The 21,385-nt window shown below is 74.8% G+C and carries 18 protein-coding genes and 1 riboswitch; of the genes, 10 read left to right on the forward strand and 8 right to left on the reverse strand.

The annotated features are described in order from the left end of the window. Positions 1-67 precede the first annotated feature (67 nt). From BM093_RS04860 to BM093_RS04875, 4 genes are all read right to left on the reverse strand, one after another. Positions 68-949, reverse strand: a complete 882-nt coding sequence (locus BM093_RS04860) for an AfsR/SARP family transcriptional regulator (RefSeq protein ID WP_143105261.1) — start codon at positions 947-949, stop codon at positions 68-70. 258 nt (positions 950-1,207) lie between these two features. Then, positions 1,208-2,182, reverse strand: coding sequence for an ATP-binding protein (locus tag BM093_RS04865; RefSeq protein ID WP_093337790.1), 975 nt, complete (start codon positions 2,180-2,182; stop codon positions 1,208-1,210). 13 nt (positions 2,183-2,195) lie between these two features. Further along, a complete protein-coding gene (locus tag BM093_RS04870; RefSeq protein WP_093337793.1) occupies positions 2,196-3,104 on the reverse strand; it encodes an MEDS domain-containing protein in 909 nt (302 codons plus the stop codon). 294 nt (positions 3,105-3,398) lie between these two features. After that, positions 3,399-3,953 (reverse strand): OsmC family protein, encoded by a 555-nt coding sequence (locus BM093_RS04875; RefSeq protein ID WP_245773305.1) that lies wholly within the window; start codon positions 3,951-3,953, stop codon positions 3,399-3,401. A gap of 176 nt (positions 3,954-4,129) precedes the next feature. On the opposite strand from BM093_RS04875, the gene clsA reads away from it, so the two are divergent. From clsA to BM093_RS04900, 5 genes are all read left to right on the forward strand, one after another. After that, entirely contained in the window at positions 4,130-4,771 is a 642-nt protein-coding gene (gene clsA / locus BM093_RS04880; RefSeq protein WP_093338105.1) for a cardiolipin synthase ClsA, read from the forward strand. A gap of 9 nt (positions 4,772-4,780) precedes the next feature. Beyond that, positions 4,781-5,173, forward strand: coding sequence for a glycine cleavage system protein GcvH (gene gcvH / locus BM093_RS04885; RefSeq protein WP_093337797.1), 393 nt, complete (start codon positions 4,781-4,783; stop codon positions 5,171-5,173). A gap of 187 nt (positions 5,174-5,360) precedes the next feature. After that, positions 5,361-5,810: a glycogen accumulation regulator GarA gene (gene garA / locus BM093_RS04890; RefSeq protein WP_093337799.1), complete on the forward strand. Its 450-nt coding sequence runs from the start codon at positions 5,361-5,363 to the stop codon at positions 5,808-5,810. 278 nt (positions 5,811-6,088) lie between these two features. Beyond that, entirely contained in the window at positions 6,089-6,565 is a 477-nt protein-coding gene (locus BM093_RS04895; RefSeq protein ID WP_010224693.1) for a bifunctional nuclease family protein, read from the forward strand. 239 nt (positions 6,566-6,804) lie between these two features. Then, on the forward strand, positions 6,805-7,383 hold the full coding sequence (locus BM093_RS04900) for a MerR family transcriptional regulator (protein WP_218162664.1): 579 nt from the start codon (positions 6,805-6,807) through the stop codon (positions 7,381-7,383). Positions 7,384-7,395: 12 nt separating this feature from the next. On the opposite strand, the gene BM093_RS04905 is transcribed toward BM093_RS04900, so the two are convergent. Continuing rightward, entirely contained in the window at positions 7,396-7,695 is a 300-nt protein-coding gene (locus tag BM093_RS04905; protein ID WP_093337803.1) for a YiaA/YiaB family inner membrane protein, read from the reverse strand. An 81-nt stretch (positions 7,696-7,776) separates the two neighbouring features. Continuing rightward, positions 7,777-7,872: riboswitch (glycine riboswitch) on the forward strand. 163 nt (positions 7,873-8,035) lie between these two features. Here BM093_RS04905 and gcvP point away from each other — a divergent pair. Further along, positions 8,036-10,945 carry an aminomethyl-transferring glycine dehydrogenase gene (gene gcvP, locus BM093_RS04910; protein WP_093337805.1) on the forward strand — a complete coding sequence of 970 codons (2,910 nt, stop codon included), beginning with the start codon at positions 8,036-8,038 and terminating at the stop codon, positions 10,943-10,945. A gap of 111 nt (positions 10,946-11,056) precedes the next feature. Here the strand turns inward: gcvP and BM093_RS37005 are convergent, their stop codons facing one another. Together BM093_RS37005 and BM093_RS04920 are read right to left on the reverse strand one after the other, a co-directional pair. Next, the gene (locus tag BM093_RS37005) at positions 11,057-13,321 is read right to left on the reverse strand and encodes a bifunctional sugar phosphate isomerase/epimerase/4-hydroxyphenylpyruvate dioxygenase family protein (RefSeq protein ID WP_093338108.1); all 2,265 of its coding nucleotides are present in this window, start codon (positions 13,319-13,321) and stop codon (positions 11,057-11,059) included. A gap of 88 nt (positions 13,322-13,409) precedes the next feature. Continuing rightward, positions 13,410-14,321, reverse strand: a complete 912-nt coding sequence (locus tag BM093_RS04920; RefSeq protein ID WP_093337808.1) for a shikimate dehydrogenase — start codon at positions 14,319-14,321, stop codon at positions 13,410-13,412. A 120-nt stretch (positions 14,322-14,441) separates the two neighbouring features. On the opposite strand from BM093_RS04920, the gene BM093_RS04925 reads away from it, so the two are divergent. The 4 genes from BM093_RS04925 (at position 14,442) to BM093_RS04940 (ending at position 20,097) form a co-directional block, all read left to right on the forward strand. Further along, entirely contained in the window at positions 14,442-15,098 is a 657-nt protein-coding gene (locus tag BM093_RS04925) for a TetR/AcrR family transcriptional regulator (protein WP_093337810.1), read from the forward strand. A 128-nt stretch (positions 15,099-15,226) separates the two neighbouring features. After that, complete coding sequence (locus tag BM093_RS04930; protein ID WP_093337813.1) at positions 15,227-16,600, forward strand: MFS transporter; 1,374 nt, start codon at positions 15,227-15,229, stop codon at positions 16,598-16,600. Between the two features lie 243 nt (positions 16,601-16,843). Further along, positions 16,844-18,595, forward strand: a complete 1,752-nt coding sequence (locus BM093_RS04935; protein WP_093337815.1) for an acyclic terpene utilization AtuA family protein — start codon at positions 16,844-16,846, stop codon at positions 18,593-18,595. Next, the gene (locus tag BM093_RS04940) at positions 18,592-20,097 is read left to right on the forward strand and encodes a CoA transferase (RefSeq protein WP_093337818.1); all 1,506 of its coding nucleotides are present in this window, start codon (positions 18,592-18,594) and stop codon (positions 20,095-20,097) included. Before BM093_RS04935 ends, BM093_RS04940 begins: the two co-directional genes overlap by 4 nt. A gap of 84 nt (positions 20,098-20,181) precedes the next feature. On the opposite strand, the gene BM093_RS04945 is transcribed toward BM093_RS04940, so the two are convergent. Then, the gene (locus BM093_RS04945) at positions 20,182-21,255 is read right to left on the reverse strand and encodes a DUF368 domain-containing protein (RefSeq protein WP_093337822.1); all 1,074 of its coding nucleotides are present in this window, start codon (positions 21,253-21,255) and stop codon (positions 20,182-20,184) included. Positions 21,256-21,385 lie beyond the last annotated feature (130 nt).

A 21,385-nucleotide genomic window follows, 5' to 3' on the forward strand; every position in this document is an offset into this window, starting at 1 on the left:
GGACGCCCCGGTCCGCGAGCCCCCTCGGGGGCCGCGGCCGGGGCGTCCGGCCGTGGGTACGGGGCGGCTACCGCCCGCTGGCCGGGCTGCCCGCGGCCAGGCGGCGCTTGCGCCGTTCCGGGCGGGACACGCCGGGGAGCCCGACGCCCCAGCGCTGCACCGGGCGGTGCAGGCCCGGGCCGAGCGGCCAGCCGGAGTCGAGCGGGGCGAGCAGCCGGTCGAGCTCGGAGTCAGGCGTGGCGCCGACGCTGTTGCGCAGCAGCTGCTGGAACTGCTCGTACTCGGCGAGCGCGTCACCGACGTGCCCGCCGGCCAGCAGCGCCTCGACCAGCGCGCGGCGGGACCGCTCGCGGCTCGGTGCGGACTGCACGGCCCGCCGGGCGACGGCGACGGCGTCGTCGTGGCGGTCCGCGGCGGTCAGCGTGCCGGACAGGCCCTCCAGCGCGGCGAGGCGCAGCTGGCGGAACCGCTCGCGCTCGACGGCGATCCACGGGGCGGTCCACGACGGCAGGATGTCCGCCTCGAGCGGCGCCGTCCCCGGGCTGCCGATCTCGCGCACCGTGCGCAGCGTGCTCGGCGCCGACAGCCCCCGGACCAGCAGCATCGCCTCGGCCAGGTCGACGGTCACGTCGTCGTCGAGGTGCAGCCGCCCCCGGTCGTCGGCGGTGAGCAGCCCCGGGACGTCGACCCCGGCGACGGCCTCGTCGAGCAGCCGGGCCGCCGGGGCCGGATCCACGCCCGGCCACAGGTCCGCGGCCAGCGCGGCCGTCGGCTGCGGGCGCGGGTGGACGGCGAGGTAGGCGACCAGCCGGCGGGAGTCGACCGGCAGCGGGACGGGCTGGCCCCCGACCCGCAGGCCGAAGGCCCCCAGCACGCGTACCTGCGCTACGGAACCGTCGGTGTCGCCGTTCGGCGTGGACTCACTGGATCGACAGTGATCGTCGGACATGGCCGTTTCCCCGGATCGGTCGTGGCGTGCGGCCCGCAGGCGGTCGGACGCCGGGCCGGGGTGCGCCACCCGGGCGGGAGGCCGCGGGGCGCAAGGAGGGCACGACGAGACCGCACCAGCACGGACGGCGGGCGGCGTCTCCGTGCGGTGTGCTCGCCTGCCCACGATAGCCGAGCCCGGTCCGGGACGTGAGAGCCGGGTGAGGGATTTCCCACCGCCCCCTCGCGGCGGTGGGCGGGGCGGGACGGGACCCGGTGCTCAGGAGCGGGCCAGCAGCCGCACGTGGGTGCCCTCGCGCCCGCGCCACACGTGCAGGCTGTCGCAGAGCTGGCGGGCGATCCACGTCCCCCGCCCGCGCGGCTGCGACGGGTGCGGCGGGGCCAGCCCGATCAGCGGCAGTGCCGGTCCGCCGCCGGCAGTGCTGTCGCCGCCGGCGTCCTGCACCTCGCACACCAGCTCGCCCGGACTGGTCCAGATCGAGAGCCCGGCCTCCACCGAGCCGTGCTCGACGGCGTTGGTGGCGACCTCGTTCACCGCCTGCACCATGTCCTCCCCGCGGACCGGGTCGAACGCGCAGGTCCGGGCGGCCCGCTCGACGGCGTCGCGGACCCGGGAGAGCTCGAAGGTGTTGTACCGCAGGCGGAGATCCGGGGGGCCGAGCAGGTGCGGCGGCGCGAACGGCCACCGGGCGAGCACCTCGGCGGGCGGCCGGTGCGCGGGGTTGGCCACCAGCTCCTCGCCGCGCAGCCGCACCGGGTGGTTGGCCAGCGCGGCGTCGCCGACGGCGCCGTGCAGCGGCAGCCGCGGGTAGGCGCAGAGCTGGGTGACCGGCAGGCCGTTCAGCGAGATGTTCAGTGCCGCCTCGAGCTCGGTCCAGAACCCGCCGTCGACGCCGTCGAGCTCCGGGTCGTGCTCGGCGATCACGAGCACCGGCTTCCCGGGCGAGGCCAGTGCCCGCAGCTCGCGCGAGCGCCATGCGGCGACCGTCTGCCCGGACTCGCGGGCCGACCGGGTCAGCGTGGTCAGCCGTTCGATGCGCGCTCCGGTGCCGGCGAGCTCGTCGCGCAGCGCCTGCTCGACCGGCTCGGAGACGGCCACGACCAGCCGGGCGCCGGTGTCGCGGACCGCGGCCGTGGCCGGCGGCACGACCTGCGAGACCAGCTCGGCGGGGTCGTCGGCGTGCACCAGGGCGTGCACGAAGCCCGGTGGGCGGGGGACGGCGTTGATCTGCATCGGGGCGCTCCGGTCACCGGGCGGGCGGGGGAGGATCGACCGGCGGGGGGTCGTCGTCGAACGCGAGCTGTGCGGAGAACGCCGCCCCGCACCGGTCCAGGATCCGCTGCACCCGGGGTCGGACACGGTGCAGGACCAGCCGGTGCGAGGCCGGGAAACCCTCGGCGGCGTGCACGAACGCGACGGCCGAGGCGACGTCGACGAACCGCACCGAGGCCATGTCCAGCCCGATGTCGGCCGGTGCGTCGGCGGAGCGCAGCACGGCGTCGAGCTGCTGGTGCAGCAGGTTGGTGATCTTCGGCCGGTTGCTGTGGTCGATCTCCCCGGCCAGGCGCGCGTACCCGACCCCGAGCCGGACGATGCGCAGCAGCCCGTCGTCGTAGGCGCCGGTCAGCGCCAGGTGGTCGCGGTGCAGCGCGCGCATGATGTCGATCTGCTCGTCCGGGAAGTGCCCCGGGTCGTAGGTGCACAGCGCGGTGAGCGAGTCCTGGTTCTCGCGGACCAGCCGGGCCAGCAGGCCGTCGTACTCGGGCAGCGTGCCGGCGGCACCGGGCGCCATCGCGGAGTGCATCTGGCCGGTCAGCCGGGTGCCCGCCCAGCCCTGGGCGAGCGAGTGTGCCAGCTGGGCGCTGACGCCGGCGTGGACGTCGGGCAGCGCGGTCCGGAACGTCTGCCGGGTGACCTCCTCCGGCTGGATGTCGAGCTGTCCGCGGCGCAGCGGCCCGTCGATCTCGACGCCGTCCTCGGCCAGCCTGCGCAGCAACGCGTCGGCCGCCCCGTCGTCGTCGAAGTAGAGGACCCGCTCACCCCGGAGCAGCCCGTGCGCGACGAAGCCGGCCGCGATCTCGCCGAGGTGTTCGGCACTGTCCGGGATCGCGCAGACGTGATCGCCGGACGACAGATCGCCCGCCAGTTTGATCACGTATCACCTGCCGTGGCGCGCCCGCAGCAGTACGGGTACGCCCAGTCACGACTCCCGGGACGTATTCACCGTACGGACGTCCGAACGCCACCCCGGAGACCTCGGAGCGTGCCGGGCGCCGAACAGACAGTGACACGCGACGAGCGGGCCGCGACCGGCCGGTGCGCGCGGGTGGACGCGACAGGGTGCTGGAAAGTACCGCCGTTCGGCGCACGGCAGTGACATCCGGGCGGGGGTGGCCGGCCGGGCCAGGACGGTGGGGCGCGTTCCGACCGTCCGGCCCAGCCGGTCGGGTCAGGACGGCGTCGTGACCGCGACCGAGGTGGTCGCGCTGCCCTTGATCGTCTGCAGGACGACGCAGTAGCGCTCGGTCAGCTTGATCAGCGTGGCGACCTTGTCCTCGGGGGCCTTCCCGGAGCCGCTGCGCGCGTCGATGTCGAAGGTCAGGCGGATCTCGCGGAAGCCGACCGGCGCGTCCTTGGCCACGCCCAGGGTGCCGCGGAAGTCGAGGTCGCCCTCGGCCCGCAGGCTGCCGTCGACCTCCATCTCGAGCGAGGTGGCGACCGCCCGCAGGGTCACGCCCGCGCAGGCGACCAGTGCCTCGAGCAGCATGTCGCCGGAGCAGAGCTGGGCGCCGTCGCCACCGGTGGCGGGGTGCAGGCCGGCCTCGGCCAGCGCCTGCCCGGTCGTCACCTTGCAGGAGACGCCGCTGCCCAGCTCGCCGTCCGCGGAGAGGGTGACCACCGCGGAGTCCGGGTCGTCCCGGTACTGCTGCTTCAGCGGGGCCTGGATCTCCCGCAGTGCCGTGCTGTCGTTGCCGGTGGGTCCGGTGGTCTCTGTGTCCGTCACGGCCCCCATCCTCACCCACCGGGCGCGGTGCGCACAGTGGGGCGGGGGATGTCTAGGCTGGCCGTGTGGGCGGGGAGGAGGAAGCCGGCCGGGCCGTACGGCGCAACGCCCGCGAGACGGTGCGCGAGGCGCGGGAGACGGCCCGGGACACCGTGCGGGACACGGTGCGCGAAGCGGTGCACGACGTCGCGGGCCCGCCCACCGGCGAGGACCGGCTCTGGACCGTCCCGAACGCGCTGAGCGTGCTGCGGCTGCTCGGCGTCCCGCTGTTCCTCTGGCTGATGCTGGGCCCGCAGGCCGACGGCTGGGCCGTGGCGGTGCTCGCGATCGGCGGGTTCACCGACTGGCTCGACGGCAAGCTCGCCCGGGTCCTCGACCAGTACAGCCGCCTCGGCGCGATGCTCGACCCGGCGGTGGACCGCCTCTACATCCTCGCCGCGCTGGTCGGTCTCGCGGTGCGCGACATCGTCCCGTGGTGGGCGGTGGCGGCACTGGTCGCGCGCGACGTCGTGCTGGCCGGCTGCGTGCTCGTGCTGCGGTGGCGCGGCTACGGCCCGTTCGAGGTCGTCTACCTCGGCAAGGCGGCCACGTTCGTCCTGCTCTACGCCTTCCCGCTGCTGCTGCTCGGCGACGGCCCCTCGGGCGCGGAGGCCGTCGTCCGGATGATCGCGCACGCGTTCGCGGTGTGGGGCGTGGCGCTCTACCTCTGGTCCGGGGCGCTCTACCTGATGCAGTTCGTGCTGGCGCTGCGCCGTCCGGTGGCCGGGTCGCCACCGTCCGGTCCCACCCGGTTCGATCACGGCGGTGCGGGGGGCTAGGCTCGCCGCGTGAGTTCGGAGATTCCGTCGGACCTGATCTATACCGAGGCACACGAGTGGGTGCGCGAGACCGGGGACGGGGTGGTCCGGATCGGCATCACCGACCATGCCCAGTCCCAGCTGGGGGATGTGGTGTTCGTCCAGCCGCCCACGGTCGGCGACACGCTGACCGCGGGGGACACGATGGGTGAGGTCGAGTCGACCAAGTCGGTCTCGGACATCTACGCACCCGTCGGTGGCGAGGTGGTGGCCGTCAACGAGGCGCTCGATGCCACTCCGGAGCTGGTCAACTCGGCTCCCTACGGCGAGGGGTGGATCGTCGACATCAAGCTCGCCGACGGCGCCTCGCTGGACGGCATGCTCGACGCCGAGGCCTACCGCCAGCTCGCTGACGGGTCCTGAGGAACCGTCCGACGCACCACCCGGCCCGGGCGGCGTTCTCCGTATCGCCGCCGGGGCCGGACCGGTAGGTTCGGTCCCCCTGACACCGTCAGCCACGTCACCGGCGTCGCCGCGTCCGCGCGAGCGGCGCCGCTGATCGCCCTCCGGACCGCGTCCGGACCCGTTTCCTACAGGAGGAGACCCCGAGGTGACCACGAACGACCCGCGCGACGTGCCACCGGAGCGCGCACCGGAGACCACGTCGGTCTTCCGGGCGGACTTCCTTGCCGACGTCGAGCAGCCGACCGAGGAACCGGCTGTCTCCGGTGTCGACGGGTTGCCCGCCGGGTCGGCGTTGCTGGTCGTCCGGCGCGGTCCCAACGCCGGTTCGCGCTTCCTGCTCGACGTGCCGACCACCAGCGCCGGCCGGCACCCGGACAGTGACATCTTCCTCGACGACGTGACCGTCTCCCGGCGGCACGCCGAGTTCCGCCGGGACGCCGGCGAGTTCGTCGTCGTCGACGTGGGCAGCCTCAACGGCACCTACGTCAACCGTGAGCCGGTGGACACCGCCGTGCTCGCGAACGGTGACGAGGTCCAGATCGGCAAGTTCCGGCTGGTCTTCCTGACCGGCCCCCGCGAGCCCGGCCGCGACTGACGCCGGCGCGGGCCCCGGCGTGCGGACGTCGAGCCGACACGCCGTGCGGGACGAGCGTGTGACGATCGTCCGCCAGCGCCGTCACTCCCCGTCCGGAGGCACGCATCGGGGCCCTCGCCCGTGTAGCGTCGGAACGTGTCGGTGTCGGGAGTACGAGCGGCCCGAGGTGTCACAGCCGAGATGACACGGACCAGGGCGAGCAAGGTGATCCGGGCGGCCGGGGTGGCGGGGCCATCCGGGTCGGCCGACAGGCCCGCGAGGGCCGGGGAGGCGGGCTGATGAGCGAGATGCGCGTCGTGGGTGTTCGGGTCGAACTGCCTGCGAACCAGCCGATCCTGTTGCTGCGGGAGACCAACGGCGACCGCTACCTCCCGATCTGGATCGGATCGGTGGAGGCGACGGCCATCGCCCTCGAGCAGCAGGGCGTGAAGCCGGCCCGGCCGTTGACCCACGACCTCCTCAAGGACGTCATCGGGGCGCTCGGCAGGCGGCTCGAGCAGGTGCGGGTGACCGACCTGCAGGAGGGCACCTTCTACGCCGAGCTGATCTTCGACGGCGGGGTGACGGTGTCCGCGCGGCCGAGCGACTCGATCGCGCTGGCGCTGCGGACCGGGGTGCCGGTGCACGCCGACGAGAGCGTGCTCGCCGAGGCCGGGCTCGTCATCCCCGACGAGCAGGAGGACGAGGTCGAGAAGTTCCGCGAGTTCCTCGACTCGGTCTCGCCGGAGGACTTCCGCGGCGCCCAGCCGGGCTAGACCCGACGAGGCCGGATCGGCCGCTCGGCGCGTCTTCCGACCGTTGACCGTGATCGTCCGGGGATCGGCTGAGGCCGGCCGCGGTGTCCGGTACAAGGCCGTCGGCGAGCCGCGTTGACCGTCCCGGTCGCCGGGCATACCGTCATCACGACTGATGACAAGCGTGGAACTCGTCGTCACCCGGAGTGATCAGGGGGGCGGCGCAGGGCCACGGTGCGCCGAATGAGGGAGAGCGCGCGGTGCAGACGCCACCACCCGAGGGGCCGGGCCAGGGAGAGCTCTTCCCGGACCCGCTCGTCGGTGACGGGCTGGACGGGGTGGAGGACCGCCTCGTCGGCTTCCGTGGCCCGACCGCCTGCCAGGTCGTCGGGATCACCTACCGGCAGCTCGACTACTGGGCGCGGACGGGCCTGGTCGCGCCGTCCATACGGAACGCGGCGGGCTCGGGCAGCCAGCGGCTGTACTCGTTCAAGGACGTGCTCGTCCTCAAGATCGTGAAGCGGCTGCTCGACGCGGGCGTGTCCCTGCAGAACATCAGGATCGCCGTCGAGCACCTGCGTCGGCGCGGGATAAGAGATCTGGCCGGCATCACGCTGTTCTCCGACGGCACCACGGTCTACGAGTGCACCTCCCCGGAGGAGGTCGTGGATCTGCTGCAGGGCGGGCAGGGTGTGTTCGGCATCGCCGTCTCGGGCGCGATGCGCGAGATCAGCGGCGTGATCAAGGACTTCCCGGCGGAGCGTGCCGACGGCGGGACCGTCGACGACGCGCCGGAGGACGAGCTGGCCCGCCGCCGGGCCCGGCGCGCCATCTCCTGATCGGTCCCTCACCTAGGCGACCGACCGGAACGGGTCGTGCTCGGACAGGAGCTTCTCCATCCGCGCCTGGTCGACCCGGTTGACCACGGTCAGGCTGTCCTGGCGGTCGCGCACGCACTTGGCGAGGGTGAAGGCCGACGTGATCGCGTAGAGGACCGCGATCGCGAGGAACGCCTTCACCCAGCCGTCGACGGGCAGGTACACGGTCCCGACGACGACCGCGGCCAGCGAGACGCCGAAGGACAGGACCGCCTGCATGTGGAAGGCCGCGGTCGTGGCGGGCGTGGTGTTCGTGGTGCTCGTGTTCGACATGGCGGGAGTGTGCCGGGCGACCGGAGCGCGTCGGCGCCGTGAAAGTACGGAGAAGGGCGGTATGCTCTCCTCGGTAGTCGTTGACGCCGTGCGGGAGAGTCCCGGTGCAGGAAGCCGGGCGCCGAAGGAGCAAATCCCTTCCCGGAATCTCTCAGGCACACGGACCGTACGGTCGAGACGCCTCTGGAAAGCGATCGGCACCTCGGGGAGCCGGTCCGCCGACGGGGAAAGCCCGAAGCCTCGGGTGAATCTCTCAGGCGCCCGCCCGGCGGGTACGGACAGAGGGGGAGGGGCGTGACCGCCCTGTCCCCGGCCTGACCGAGAACCCTCCGGAGGCGCCGTGAGCCCGACACCCGCGACCCATCCGACCGATCGGCACCGCCCGACCCTCGCCGAGCTCGAGCGCGGGGTGCCGTTCGCCGACAGGCACATCGGCCCGCGGCCGGACGAGCTGAGCCGGATGCTCGAGGTGCTGGGCGTCGACTCCCTCGACAGCCTGGCCGACCGCGCGCTGCCCGCCGCGATCCGCGACCCCGAGCCGGTCGGCGGCTCGCTGCCGGCCCCGGCCGGCGAGGCCGACATGCTCGCCGAGCTGCGCGGGCTGGCCGCCCGCAACACCGTGACCGTCCCGATGATCGGGCTCGGCTACCACGGGACACGGACCCCGTCGGTGATCCGGCGCAACGTGCTGGAGAACCCGGCCTGGTACACGGCGTACACGCCGTACCAGCCGGAGATCAGCCAGGGCCGGCTGGAGGCGCTGCTGGCGTTCCAGACGATGGTGGCCGACCTGACCGGCCTGCCGGTCGCGGGCGCCTCGCTGCTGGACGAGGCCACCGCGGCGGCCGAGGCCATGACGCTGCTGCGCCGTTCCGGGCGCTCGAAGAGCCCCCGCTTCGTCGTCGACGCCGACACGCTGCCGCAGACCCTCGACGTGCTGCGCACCCGGGCCGAGCCGCTGGGCATCGAGCTCGTGGTGACCGACATGTCCGGGGGCACGCTGCCCGAGGGCGAGTTCTTCGGGGCCCTGCTGTCCTACCCGGGCGCCTCGGGACGCGTCGCCGACCCGGCCGCGCTGATCACCCAGGCGCACGAGCGGGGCGCGCTGGTCGCCGTCGCCGCCGACCTGCTGGCGCTGACCCTGCTGACCCCGCCCGGCGAGCTCGGCGCGGACGTCGCCGTCGGGTCCACGCAGCGCTTCGGCGTGCCGCTCGGGTTCGGTGGCCCGCACGCCGCGTACATGTCGGTGGGCCAGAAGCAGGCCCGGCAGCTGCCCGGGCGGCTGGTCGGTGTCTCCCGCGACGCCGACGGCAACTACGCCCTGCGGCTGGCGCTGCAGACCCGCGAGCAGCACATCCGCCGGGAGAAGGCGACCTCGAACATCTGCACCGCGCAGGTGCTGCTGGCCGTCATGGCCGCCTGCTACGGCGTCCACCACGGCCCGGACGGGCTGCGCCAGATCGCGCAGCGCACCCACCGGATGGCCGCGGTGCTCGCCGCCGGCCTGCGTACGGGCGGGGTCGAGCTCGCCCACGAGCACTTCTTCGACACGATCCTGGCCCGCGTGCCCGGCCGCGCCGACGCCGTCGTCGCCGCCGCGCACGACGCCGGGATCGCGCTGCGCCGGATCTCCGGCGACGAGGTGGGCGTGTCCACCTCGGAGATCACCACCGTCGCGCACCTGGAGGCGGTGTGGGCGGCGTTCGGCGTCTCCGCCGGCCCGGTCGGGGAGCTCGACGCGGCCACCCCGGACGCGCTCCCGGCCGCCCTGGGGCGGACCAGCGAGTACCTGACCCACCCGACGTTCCACGAGTACCGGTCGGAGACGGCGCTGATGCGCTGGCTGCGACGGCTCGCCGACGCCGACCTGGCGCTGGACCGCACGATGATCCCGCTGGGCTCGTGCACGATGAAGCTCAACGCCGCCGCGGAGATGGAGGCGGTGACCTGGCCGCAGTTCTGTGACCTGCACCCGTTCGCGCCGGAGGCCGACACCGCAGGCTCCCGGGAGATGATCACCCAGCTGGAGACCTGGCTGGCCGACCTCACCGGCTACGCGGCCGTGTCGCTGCAGCCGAACGCGGGCAGCCAGGGCGAGCTCGCCGGGCTGCTGGCCATCGCCGCCTACCACCGCAGCCGCGGTGCGCACGAGCGCGACGTCTGCCTGATCCCGGCGTCCGCGCACGGGACCAACGCCGCGTCGGCGATCATGGCCGGGATGCGGGTGGTTGTGGTCGGGACCGACGCCCAGGGCGACGTCGACCTCGACGACCTGCGCGCGAAGATCGCCGAGCACGGCGAGCGGCTGTCCGCGCTGATGATCACCTACCCGTCCACGCACGGTGTCTACGAGGCGCAGGTCCGCGACGTGTGCGGGGCCGTGCACGAGGCGGGCGGGCAGGTCTACGTCGACGGGGCGAACCTGAACGCCCTGGTCGGGGTGGCCCGGCCGGGGGCGTTCGGCGGCGACGTCAGCCACCTCAACCTGCACAAGACGTTCTGCATCCCGCACGGTGGGGGCGGGCCGGGCGTCGGGCCGGTCGCGGTGGCCGAGCACCTCGTGCCGTTCCTGCCCGGCCGGTCGCCGCGGGAGGAGGGCGGCGTCGGACCCGTGTCGGCCGCGCCGCACGGCAGCCCCGGCGTGCTCCCGATCTCCTGGGCGTACCTGCGGATGATGGGGCTCGAGGGGCTGCGCCGGGCCACGCTGACCGCGGTCGCGGCCGCGAACTACGTCGCCAAGCGGCTCGGCGAGCACTACCCGGTGCTGTACTCGGGTGTCGACGGCTCCGTCGCGCACGAGTGCATCCTCGACCTGCGCCAGATCACCAAGGACACCGGCGTGACCGTCGACGACGTCGCCAAGCGGCTCATCGACCACGGCATCCACGCCCCGACCATGTCGTTCCCGGTCGCCGGGACGCTGATGGTCGAGCCCACCGAGTCCGAGGACCTGCCGGAGATCGAGCGGTTCGTGCAGGCGATGATCGCGATCCGCGGCGAGGTCGACCGGGTCGCGGCGGGCGAGTGGCCTGCCGACGACAACCCGCTGCGCAACGCCCCGCACACCGCGGCGTGCCTGGCCGACGACAAGTGGGAGCACCCGTACCCGCGGGAGCTGGCCGCCTACCCGGCCGGTGGGACGCTGGGTGTGCACGACCGCAAGGTCTGGCCGCCGGTGCGCCGGATCGACGGCGCGCACGGGGACCGGAACCTGGTCTGCTCCTGCCCGCCGCCGGAGGCCTTCGCCTGACACCGGGCCCTCCCGCACGACCACGAGGGGCACCCTCGGAGCGCTGAGCGCTCCGAGGGTGCCCCTCGCGGCATGTGGGGGCGCGGGAGGCCGGGCCCCGGGCGAGCCGGTTCAGGTCCCGGAGACGGCCCGGCCCAGGCGGGAGCGGCGGTGCGCGGCCATCCGGACGGGTGCGTCGGCCCAGCCGTGCCCGTCGTGGGTCCCGGTGCGCTGCACCAGGCTCAGGAACAGCCGGCCCCCGAGCAGCTCGGTACAGACCTGGAGCAGGTCGCCGCCGGGATCGCGCTCGTGCAGCACGCCGAGTTCCCGGTACGCGGCCATCGTGGTGTCGGGCAGCTCCAGGCGTGCCGCCAGGTCGTCGTGGTAGTTCGCCGGGACGGCCAGCAGCGGGGCCCCGGCGTCGCGCGCCGCACGGGCGGTGGCGAGGACGTCGTCGCAGGCCAGCGCCACGTACTGCGGGTCGGCGACGGCCGGGCCCCACTCGCCGCGGCGCAGCAGCGACACGGTCAGCGCGAGCCGGACCCGGCGGGCGCGGTCGGCCAGCGCGCGGCTGCGGACCAGGCCGAACGGGGCGGCGAACTCGCCGTCGGCGATCGTGTCCAGGCCGAGCACCGACCGGTGGAACAGCACCGCCTCGTCGAACGCGTCGTAGGGCTGGGTGAGTCCGACGTGGTCGATCCCGGTGACCCCGGCCCGGGGCACGGGTGGTTCGTCGACCGCGACGAAGTCGTGCGACCAGACCGGCGCGCCGCCGTCGTCGGCGGTCCGGCAGAAGAACACCGAGGTGCCGTCCGGGGCGGGGATCTCGGCGAGGTCCGCCTCGCCGGGCCCGGTCGTGCGCGACAGCGGTGGGGCGCACAGCCGCGACGCCCGCCGGGCGGAGGCGACCGGGTCGGCCGACTCGACGCCGATCGCGGCGACCGCGGAGGGCCCGTCGCCGGCCGCGTTCACCAGCAGCCGGGCCCCACCCTGCTCGTAGCGTTCGACCTGCTTGGTGCGGTGCACGCCGGTGCGGCCGAACCCGAGCGCGCGCAGCACCGGGCCGAGCTCCGGGCCGCCGTGCAGCTCGACGAACGCCGGCCCGGCGAGCTCCGGCGGCGCGGTGTCCACCGGGTCGGTTCCGACCCCACGGCGCGTGCCTCGGACGTCTCGGAGCGGCGCGGACCCGCCGTGCGGTGCGGCGGCGCGCGCGGGCGCCGCCTCGGAGTGCGCGGGCGGTGCCGTGGGGTGTGCGGACCGCGCTGCGGAGTCCGTGGACCGCGCTGCGAGGTTCGTGGACCGCGCAGCGGAGTCCGTGGACCGTGCCGCGGAGTGCGCGGGCGGCGCCGCAGTGATCCCGGGAGCCGCCGCAGTGCTCCCGGACGGCGGTGCGGTGCCCCCGGACGGCGGTGCGGCGGCCGCGGGCGGTGTGCCCGGCAGGGCGGTGGCCTCGGCGAGCGCGAGCAGTGAGCGCCGCGCGTCGACCGCGGTACGCAGCGGATCGGCCTGCCGGAAGACGTCGTTGAACACCTCCAGCGAGAGCGGCCCGGCGTAGCCGGCGGCCAGGACCGGTGCGAGGAAGGCGGGCAGGTCGAAGCCGCCCTGGCCGGGGAACAGCCGGTGGTGCCGGCTCCAGGACAGCACGTCCATCGACACCTCGCGGGCGTCGGCGAGCTGGAGGAAGAACAGCTTCTCCCCGGGGACGTCGGCGATGGGGGCCGGGTCGGACCCGCGAGCCAGGATGTGGAACGAGTCCAGGCACAGCCCCAGCGCCGGGTGGTCGGCGTCGCGCACGACCTGCCAGGAGGCGTCCCAGGTGTCGACGTGCCGGCCCCAGGCCAGGGCCTCGTAGGCGATCCGCATCCCGCGCGCGTGGGCCTGCTCGGCCAGGCGGTGCAGCAGTTCGGCGAGCCGGTCGCGGTCGGCCACGGCGTCGGGAGCGACCGAGGAGCAGACCAGCACGGTGTCGGCACCGAGCCCGGCCATCACGTCGAACGTGGCACCGGCCCGGCGCAGGTTCGCCGCGAACCGGTCCGGGTCGGTCGAGTCGATGTCGCGCAACGGTTGGTACAGGTCGACCGACAGGCCCAGGTCCCGGCAGCGGTCGCCGATGCCTGCGGGGGAGAGCGGGTCGGCGACCAGGTCCGGGGCGAAGATCTCGACGCCGTCGAACCCGGCGGTCGCGGCGGCCTCGAGCTTGTCCTCCAGCGTCCCGGACAGACAGACCGTGGCCAGGGCGAGCCGGGGCCGAGCCGGTGCGCGCCACCCCGGTCCGGTCTGCTCCACCTCGGCCCGCGCCGGTCCGGCGCGCCCCGGTCCGGGCGGCCCCGCCCCGGACGGCCCCGCCCCGGCCCGCCCCGGCCCGGACTGCCCCGAGGGGCACCCCGGAGGCGCCATGCGCCCCGAGGGTGCCCCCGGGAGCACGGCCGGCGGCTCGCCGGGTGGGTCCGGTGACGACACAGCCGGTTCGTGCGGCACAGCCGGTTCATGCGACACGGCCGGACTCCTGTTCGTCGGCGACCAGTTCGGCGAGGTGGGCGAGCATCCGCCCCGGGTCGGGAACCCGCCCGGTGAACAGGCGGAACGCCTCGGCGGCCTGGTGCACGGCCATCCGGCCACCGTCGACGGTGCGGCACCCGGCGGCCCGGGCGGCGCGCAGCAGCGCGGTGTCCAGCGGCCGGTAGACGATCTCGGCCACCCACGGCCGGGACGCCGGCAGGTCGGTGTCGAACGGCAGGCCCGGGTGCTCGGCCATCCCGGTGGGGGTGGCGTGCACGAGCCCGTCGGTGCGGGGGAGCAGGTCGTCGAGGGCCGGACGGGCGTGCCCGGTCGCCGTGGCGCCGGCGGCCAGGTGCGGGCCGAGGCTGTCCGCGAGAGCCGTGGCGCGGTCGGCGTCGACGTCGACGATGTCCAGCGCGTGCACCCCGGCCCGGGCCAGCGCATAGCCGGCCGCGGCACCCGCCCCGCCCGCGCCGAGCAGCACCACGCGGCCGAGCGCGGCGCCGGGGAGCCCGTCGCGGAGCCCGGAACCGAAGCCGGCCCAGTCGGTGTTGTGCCCGGTCAGCGACCCGTCCGCGCCGACGACGACGGTGTTGACCGCTCCGATCGCGGCCGCCTCGGGCGCGAGCGCGTCGAGATGGGGGATCACGAGCTGCTTGCACGGGTGGGTGATGTTCAGCCCGGCGTAGCCCTGGGCGCGTGCCCGGGCCAGCAACCGCCCGGCGTCCTCGGGCGTGGCGCCGAGCTCGTCGAGGTCCCAGCACAGGTAGCGCAGGGGCAGTCCCAGAGCGGCGGCCTCACGCTCGTGCAGTGCCGGTGACAGGGACGGGCCGATCCCGGCGCCGATCAGTCCGGTCAGGACGGTTTCGGTCCCGGCGGCGGTGTGGCTGCTCCGCACTTCCCCTCCTTGTTATGTACCGTATGGTTAGTTGTACCGGACGCCGGGCGGGTGGCACCAGCCCCGGCCGCCGTCCGGCCGGTAGCGTCGGGCCGCCCGGAACGAACGAGGAGGTCCGTCGTGGCCACAGCCCCGGAGGGGACCGGTCGGCAGCGCGACCCGGAGCGGACCCGTGCCGAGATCCTGGACGAGGCGACCTCCGAGTTCGCCGACCGCGGGTTCGCCGGTGCCCGGGTGGACGAGATCGCCGCGCGCACCCGCACCACCAAGCGGATGCTGTACTACTACTTCGGCTCCAAGCAGGGCCTCTACCTGGCCGTTCTCGAACGTGCCTACGTCGGCATCCGGGCGCTGGAGCGCGACCTGGAGGTGGCGCACCTCAATCCGGCGAAGGCCGTGCGCGCGGTCGCGGAGCTGACCTTCGACCACCACGAGGCGCACCCGGACTTCATCCGGCTGGTCGCGATCGAGAACATCCACCACGCCGAGCACCTGCGGACCTCGCCGGTGCTGTCCGGGCTGGCCGGGCCGGCGGTGGACGTGCTGGACGGGATCCTGGCCCGCGGTCGCGAGGCCGGGCTGTTCCGCGACGACGCCGACGCGCTCGACGTGCACATGATGATCAGTGCGTTCTGCGTGTTCCGGCTGTCCAACCGGCACACCTTCGCCGCGATCTTCGGCCGTGACCTGCTGGAACCCGTCCGGCGTGAGCACTACCGGCGGATGGTGGGCGATCTCGTCGTCGAGTACCTCACCGCCCACGTCGGGCACTCCTGAACCGGTTCCGCGGTCCCGGGGGTTGACACCCCACGAGCCTCAACTCACCATTCGGTACGTAACTGGACGGTACATAGCGCGTCGACCGCGGCGCCCGTGCCTGCAATGACGCACCGCCTGGAGGACCCGTGAGTCCCAGCCCCTCACCGGCTGCTTCCCCGCCGACGGCCCAGCCCAAGCGGGCCGCCCTGGCCGCGTGGGTCGGTAGCGCGCTCGAGTACTACGACTTCTTCATCTACGGCACCGCTGCGGCGCTGGTGTTCAACAAGGTGTTCTTCCCCGACACCAGCCCGGCGGCCGGGACCCTGCTGTCACTGGCCACGTTCGGTGCCGCCTACGTCGCCCGCCCGCTCGGCGCCGTCGTGTTCGGGCACATCGGGGACCGGCTGGGCCGCAAGAAGGTCCTGGTCGCGACGCTGCTCATGATGGGGCTGGCGACGCTGGCGATCGGCTTCCTCCCCGGTTACGACCAGGTCGGTGTCCTCGCGCCGGTGCTGCTGGTCACCTGCCGGCTGCTGCAGGGGCTGTCCGCGGGCGGCGAGCAGGCCGGCGCGAACTCGATGACGCTCGAGCACGCGCCGCAGGACCGCCGGGCGTACTTCACCAGCTTCACCCTCTCCGGCACCCAGGCCGGCCAGATCATCGCGACCGCGGTGTTCCTGCCGGTGGCGATGCTGCCGGAGGAGGCCCTGCTGAGCTGGGGCTGGCGGGTACCGTTCTGGGCGAGCCTGCTCGTGCTCGTCGTCGGCGTGCTCATCCGGCGCTCGCTGCACGAGACCCCGGTGTTCGCCACCGAGATCGCCGAGACCCGCCGGGACGGCACACCGCTGCCGTCGGCGAAGGGGCAGCTGCCGATCGCGGCGCTGCTGACCGGGCACTGGCCGAACCTGCTGCGGGTCACCCTCGCCGCGACCGTCGCATCGGTCAGCACGCTGATGACGGTGTACTCGCTGTCGTTCGCGGTGAACAACGTCGGGCTGGAACGTTCGACGATGCTGTGGGTGGTCGTGGCCGCGAACGTCGTCGCGCTGGTCGCCATCCCGCTGCTCGCCTCGCTGGCCGACCGGATCGGGCGCCGCCCGGTGTTCATCGGGGGCGCGCTGGGCAGCGCGGTGCTGCTGGCGGCCTATTTCTGGTCGGTCTCGACCGGTAGCTGGGTCCTGATCTTCGTGACCGGCATCCTGCTGTCCGGTGTGGTCTACAGCGCCGCGAACGGGGTGTGGCCCTCGTTCTACGGCGAGATGTTCCCCGCCCGGGTCCGGCTCACCGGCACGGCGGTCGGCACACAGATCGGCTTCGCGCTCGGCGGGTTCTCCCCGACGATCGCCGCGGCGCTGGCCGGTACCTCGCCCGCCGGGTGGCTGCCGGTCTCGGTGTTCGGTGCGGTGATCTGCCTCGTCGCCGCCGGGTCCGCGCTGAGCGCCCGGGAGACCGCACACCTGAGCCTGCAGGAGATCGAGACCGTGCAGGACCACCGACGCCCGGCGCCGGCCCGGGTCTGACCCCGGGGCCGGTCCCGGCGCGGGCCCGCCCCTGCCCCTGCCCCTGCCCCCAGGGGCACCCTCGGGGCACATGGCGCTACGAGGGTGCCCCTCGGAGCCGCGGTGACAGCGCGATTCCGGCGCGGGCCCGCCTCCAGGGGCGCCCTCGGGGCACATGGCGCCATGAGGGTGCCCCTCGGGGCGCGGTGGGCGGGCCGGGGCCGGTCCTGTTCACCCTCGGGGCGCGTACGTAGCGTGCCCGGCATGGCATCTCGATCACTGCGGATCGGCAACGTCTCCGGCTACCTGGGCGACCGCTTCACCGCGGTCGACGAGGCGATGGCGGGTGACCCGGTCGACGTCCTGATGGGCGACTACCTGGCCGAGGTCACCCTCGCCGCGCTCGCGGCGGCGGCCGGGCGGGGCAGGCCCGGCTACGTCGAGTACGCGCTCGACCAGCTCACCCCGCACCTGGCGGAGATCGCCCGGCGGGGGATCCGGGTCGTCACCAACGCCGGCGGGTTCGACCCCGCGGGGATGGCGGCCGAGCTGCGGGAGCGGATCGCCGGGACCGAGGGGGCGCAGGGGCTGCGCGTGGCGCACGTCGCCGGCGACGCGGTGCACGGCCGGCTGGGCGAGTTCCACGCGGCCGGGCACGGGATGGAGCACCTCGACACCGGTGCCCCGCTCAAGGACTGGGGGTTCGAGCCGATCGCGGCGAACGCCTACCTGGGCGGGTTCGGGATCGCGGCGGCACTGGCGGCCGGTGCCGACATCGTCGTCACCGGCCGGGTCACCGACGCCTCGCTCACCGCGGGCCCCGCGGCCTGGTGGCACGGGTGGACCCCCGAGGACCACGACGCGCTCGCCGGCGCCGTCACGGCTGGGCACATCATCGAGTGCGGGGCGCACGCCACCGGCGGGAACTTCTCCGGGTTCCGCACCGTGCCGGGCATGGTGCGGCCCGGGTTCCCGATCGCCGAGATCGCCGCCGACGGCAGCAGCGTGATCACCAAGCATGCGGCCGACGGCGGCACGGTCACCGTCGACACCGTGACCGCGCAGCTGCTCTACGAGATCCAGGGCCCGCGCTACCTCAACCCGGACGCGACCGTGCACCTGGACACCGTGCAGCTGTCCCAGCAGGGCCCGGACCGGGTCGCGATCGGCCCCGTGACCGGGTCCCCGCCGCCGCCGACGGCCAAGGTCGCGGTGTTCGCGCCGATCGGCTACGAGATCTCGACGATGCTGTTCTGCACCGCGCCGGACGTCGAGGGCAAGGTCGAGCTGCTGCGGGCCCAGCTGCGGGCGCAGCTGGAGGGGCACGTCGACCAGCTCGACGTCACCCCGCTCGGGGTCGCCGCGGTGGATCCGCCGGACCAGTGGGCGGCCACCGTGCCGGTGCGGGTGATCGCCACCGCGCGGGAGAAGGAGCCGCTGCGCCGGTTCGCCCCCGCCGTCGGCTCGCTGTACCTGCAGGGCTTCCCCGGCTTCCACCACGACGGCCACGCCCCGCGCGCGTCCGAGCCGTGGCCGCGGATCGAGTACTGGCCCGCGCTGCTGGAGTCGGCCGAGCTCGACCACCACGCCGTCCTCGACGACGGCACCCGCGTCGACGTCCCCCGCCCGGCCCGCACCGCGACCCCCGAGGAGCTGGCCCAGCCGGTGCATCCGGAGCCGGAGCTGCCGGCCCCGGGCGGGGACCCGATCGAGCTCGGCGCGCTGACCTGGGCCCGGGCCGGCGACAAGGGGGGCAACGCCAACGTCGGCGTCTGGGCCCCTGACCCCGCGCACTGGGACTGGCTGCGGGCGACGCTGACCACCGCGCGGGCGAAGGAGCTGCTGCCCGAGGCGCAGGGCGCGATCGTGCGGCACGAGTTCCCGCACCTGCGTGCGGTGCACCTGGTGCTGGTGGGGCTGCTCGGGTCGGGCGGTTCGGCCAACCTGCGCGTGGACCAGATCGGCAAGTCGGTCGGGGAGTACCTGCGGGCCAAGCACGTGGCGGGACCCGCGTGAGCGTCACCGACCGCGTCCGCGCGGCCGTCGCGGCCCCCGCCACCGACGACGCGTTCGACCCGGGGGCGTCGCTGGCGGAGCTGCTCGGCTGCGTCGGGCTGTCCCCGGCCGACGCCGGCGGACGGGTGAGCTTCCGCGGGGCCGACCCGGTGGTGCCCAGCGCGCTGCGGCTCGGCGGGGGCGCCGCGATCGCCCTGGCCGCCAAGTCGGTCGCGATGGCGGCGGTGCACCGCGACCGTGGCGGGCCGGGCCAGGACGTCGTGGCCGACCTGCGCAGCGCCCCGCACCGGTTGTGCCCGTTCTACGACCGGCGCTGGGAGCTGCTGGGCGGCCACCCACCGGCCAGCCCGGTCAACGTCACCCCGGCACTGGGCTTCCGGTTCCACGAGACCCGCGACGGGCGCTGGGTGATGCCGCTCAACGGGTACCCGCGGCTGCGGACGGCGGCGCAGCAGTTCCTCGGCGTGCCGGACGACCCGGCCGCCGTGGACGCGGCGGTCCGCCAGTGGGACGCGGCCGAGCTGGAGGAGGCCGGATCGGCCGCCGGGATCGTCATGCCGATGGCGCGCACGCCGGGCGAATGGCTGGACACCGCCCAGCACGCCGCGATCGCCGGCACCCCGCCGATCACGCTGCGCCGGATCGGGGACGCCCCGCCGGAGCCGTTCCCCGCCCGGTCCCGGCCGAACCTGCCGCTGGACGGGCTGCGGGCGCTGGGCATGGGCCGGGTGATCGCCGGGGCGGGCACCGGCCGCGCGCTGGCGCTGCACGGGGCGGACGTGCTCAACGTCTGGCGGCCCACCGAGTTCGAGCACGACACCATCTACGCCACGGCCAACGTCGGGGTGCGGTCGTCCACCGTGGACCCGCGTGCGGCCGAGGGCCGGGAACGGCTGTACGGCCTGCTCGCCGGTGCGGACGTGTTCTACGCCAACCGGCGGCCCGGCTACCTGGACTCGATCGGGTTCTCCGCCGAGCAGGCCGCCGCGGTGCGGCCGGGGATCGTGCACGCCACCAACTCGCTGCACGGGCCGGTCGGGCCGTGGGCCGGGCGGGTCGGGTTCGACCAGTCCGCGGGCACGCTGGTCGGGATGATGACGCTGGAGGGCGGGTCCGCGGTCGACGGCCGCACCCCACCGCGGCTGTCCCCGATCGTCGTGGTCAACGACTACATCGTGTCCTGGCTGACCGCGGCCGGGGTCGCTGCCGCGCTGCGCCGCCGCGCGGTCGAGGGCGGGTCCTGGGCGGTCGAGGTCTCGCTGGTCCGGGCCGCGCTGTGGATGCTGGAGCTCGGCGTGTTCGACCTCGGCTACGCCCGTGAGGTCGCCGGGAGCGGCGAGGAGCACGCCTACCTCGACCCGGAGACGTTCACCGCGGACACCCCGCTCGGGTGCTACCAGGGCGTGACCGACCAGGTCCGGATGTCGGCGACACCGGGGGAGTACCGGACGGTGCTGGTGCCCCGCGGGTCGAGCAGGCCGGAGTGGCTGCCGCGACCCTGACCGGCATGATCTGGGAGCTGCGGCGGTCCGGTGCCGGATCCGGCACCGGACCGCCACCACTGCCCGATCACCCCCGGACGACGGTCAGGACCGCGGGTCCACCCGGGGGAGCGGGCGGGTCGCGTCGGTGCTGCCCGGCTCGACCGGGGCCAGCCGCTCCGTCCCGGCGTCCGTGTTGTTCGAGGGGCCGGTCGCGAGGCCGGTCGCGGGGCCATGCGCGAGCGGACCCGCGGCGCCCCCGTCCCGCCGGTCCGGGCCCTCGGCGGGAGCGGCCGGGGCGGCGTCGGTGGTGGTGCCCTCCAGGCGACGCTCCAGCACCATGATCCCGGCGACGAGCGCGGCGCCCAGCAGCGCCGGGACGAGCATCGCGTACCAGCCGGGGTCGGGGGTGAGGATGCCGCGGGCGTCGTCCTGCCAGGGCCAGAGCGCCCGCAGCGCCCCCAGCAGCACCCCGACCATGATCACCATCAGCGTGCGGCGGTGGTGCTCGAGCAGCCACTGCAGCAGCGAGACGAAGGTGCCGAGCCCCACGACCGCGCCGAGCCCGAACACGGCGATGTAGGCGAGATCGAAGTCGCGCACCGCCCGCAGCGTCGGCTCGTAGAGGCCGAACACGAGCAGCAGGAACGAGCCGGATAAGCCGGGCAGCACCAGGGCGCAGATCGCGATCGCGGCGGCGACCGCGATCAGCAGGTACGGCGGCCGCCCGTCACCCGCGGCCGGCGGCAGGCCGCTGACCAGGTACGTCCCGACGAACGCGACGGCGACGACCGCCCACTCCCGCACCCCGCGCAGCATCCCGGTGATCCGCAGCGGGACCGCGACCGACGCCGCGACCATCCCGAAGAACACCGCCCGCGCCCCGACCGGGTGGTCCTCGATGAGGTCGGGGAGCACCTGCGAGGCGAGGACCACGGCGAGCACCATGCCCACCGCGACGGGCACCAGCAGGCCCCAGTCGAGCCGGCGCAGCTCCTCCCGCGGACGCGCGTCACCACCCCCGGGCAGCAGTGCACGCACGGCGCCCACCAGGTGACCCGCCTGGGCGATCAGCCGCTCGTAGATCCCGACGACGAGGGCCATCGTCCCGCCGCTGACCCCCGGGATCGTCTCGACGACACCGATGGCGGCCCCACGGGCGAGGTGGACTCCGGACATACGCGACAACACGTTCGGGAACGGTACCGACCACCCGTATCGGCCATCCGGCCGGGCGGTGGTGTGCAGCACCCGGCACCACGGGGGCGCCGGTCGGCACTCACCCGGCGAGCGGGGCCCGCTGCCGGGC

Source organism: Pseudonocardia ammonioxydans (assembly GCF_900115005.1).
GTDB lineage: Bacteria > Actinomycetota > Actinomycetes > Mycobacteriales > Pseudonocardiaceae > Pseudonocardia > Pseudonocardia ammonioxydans.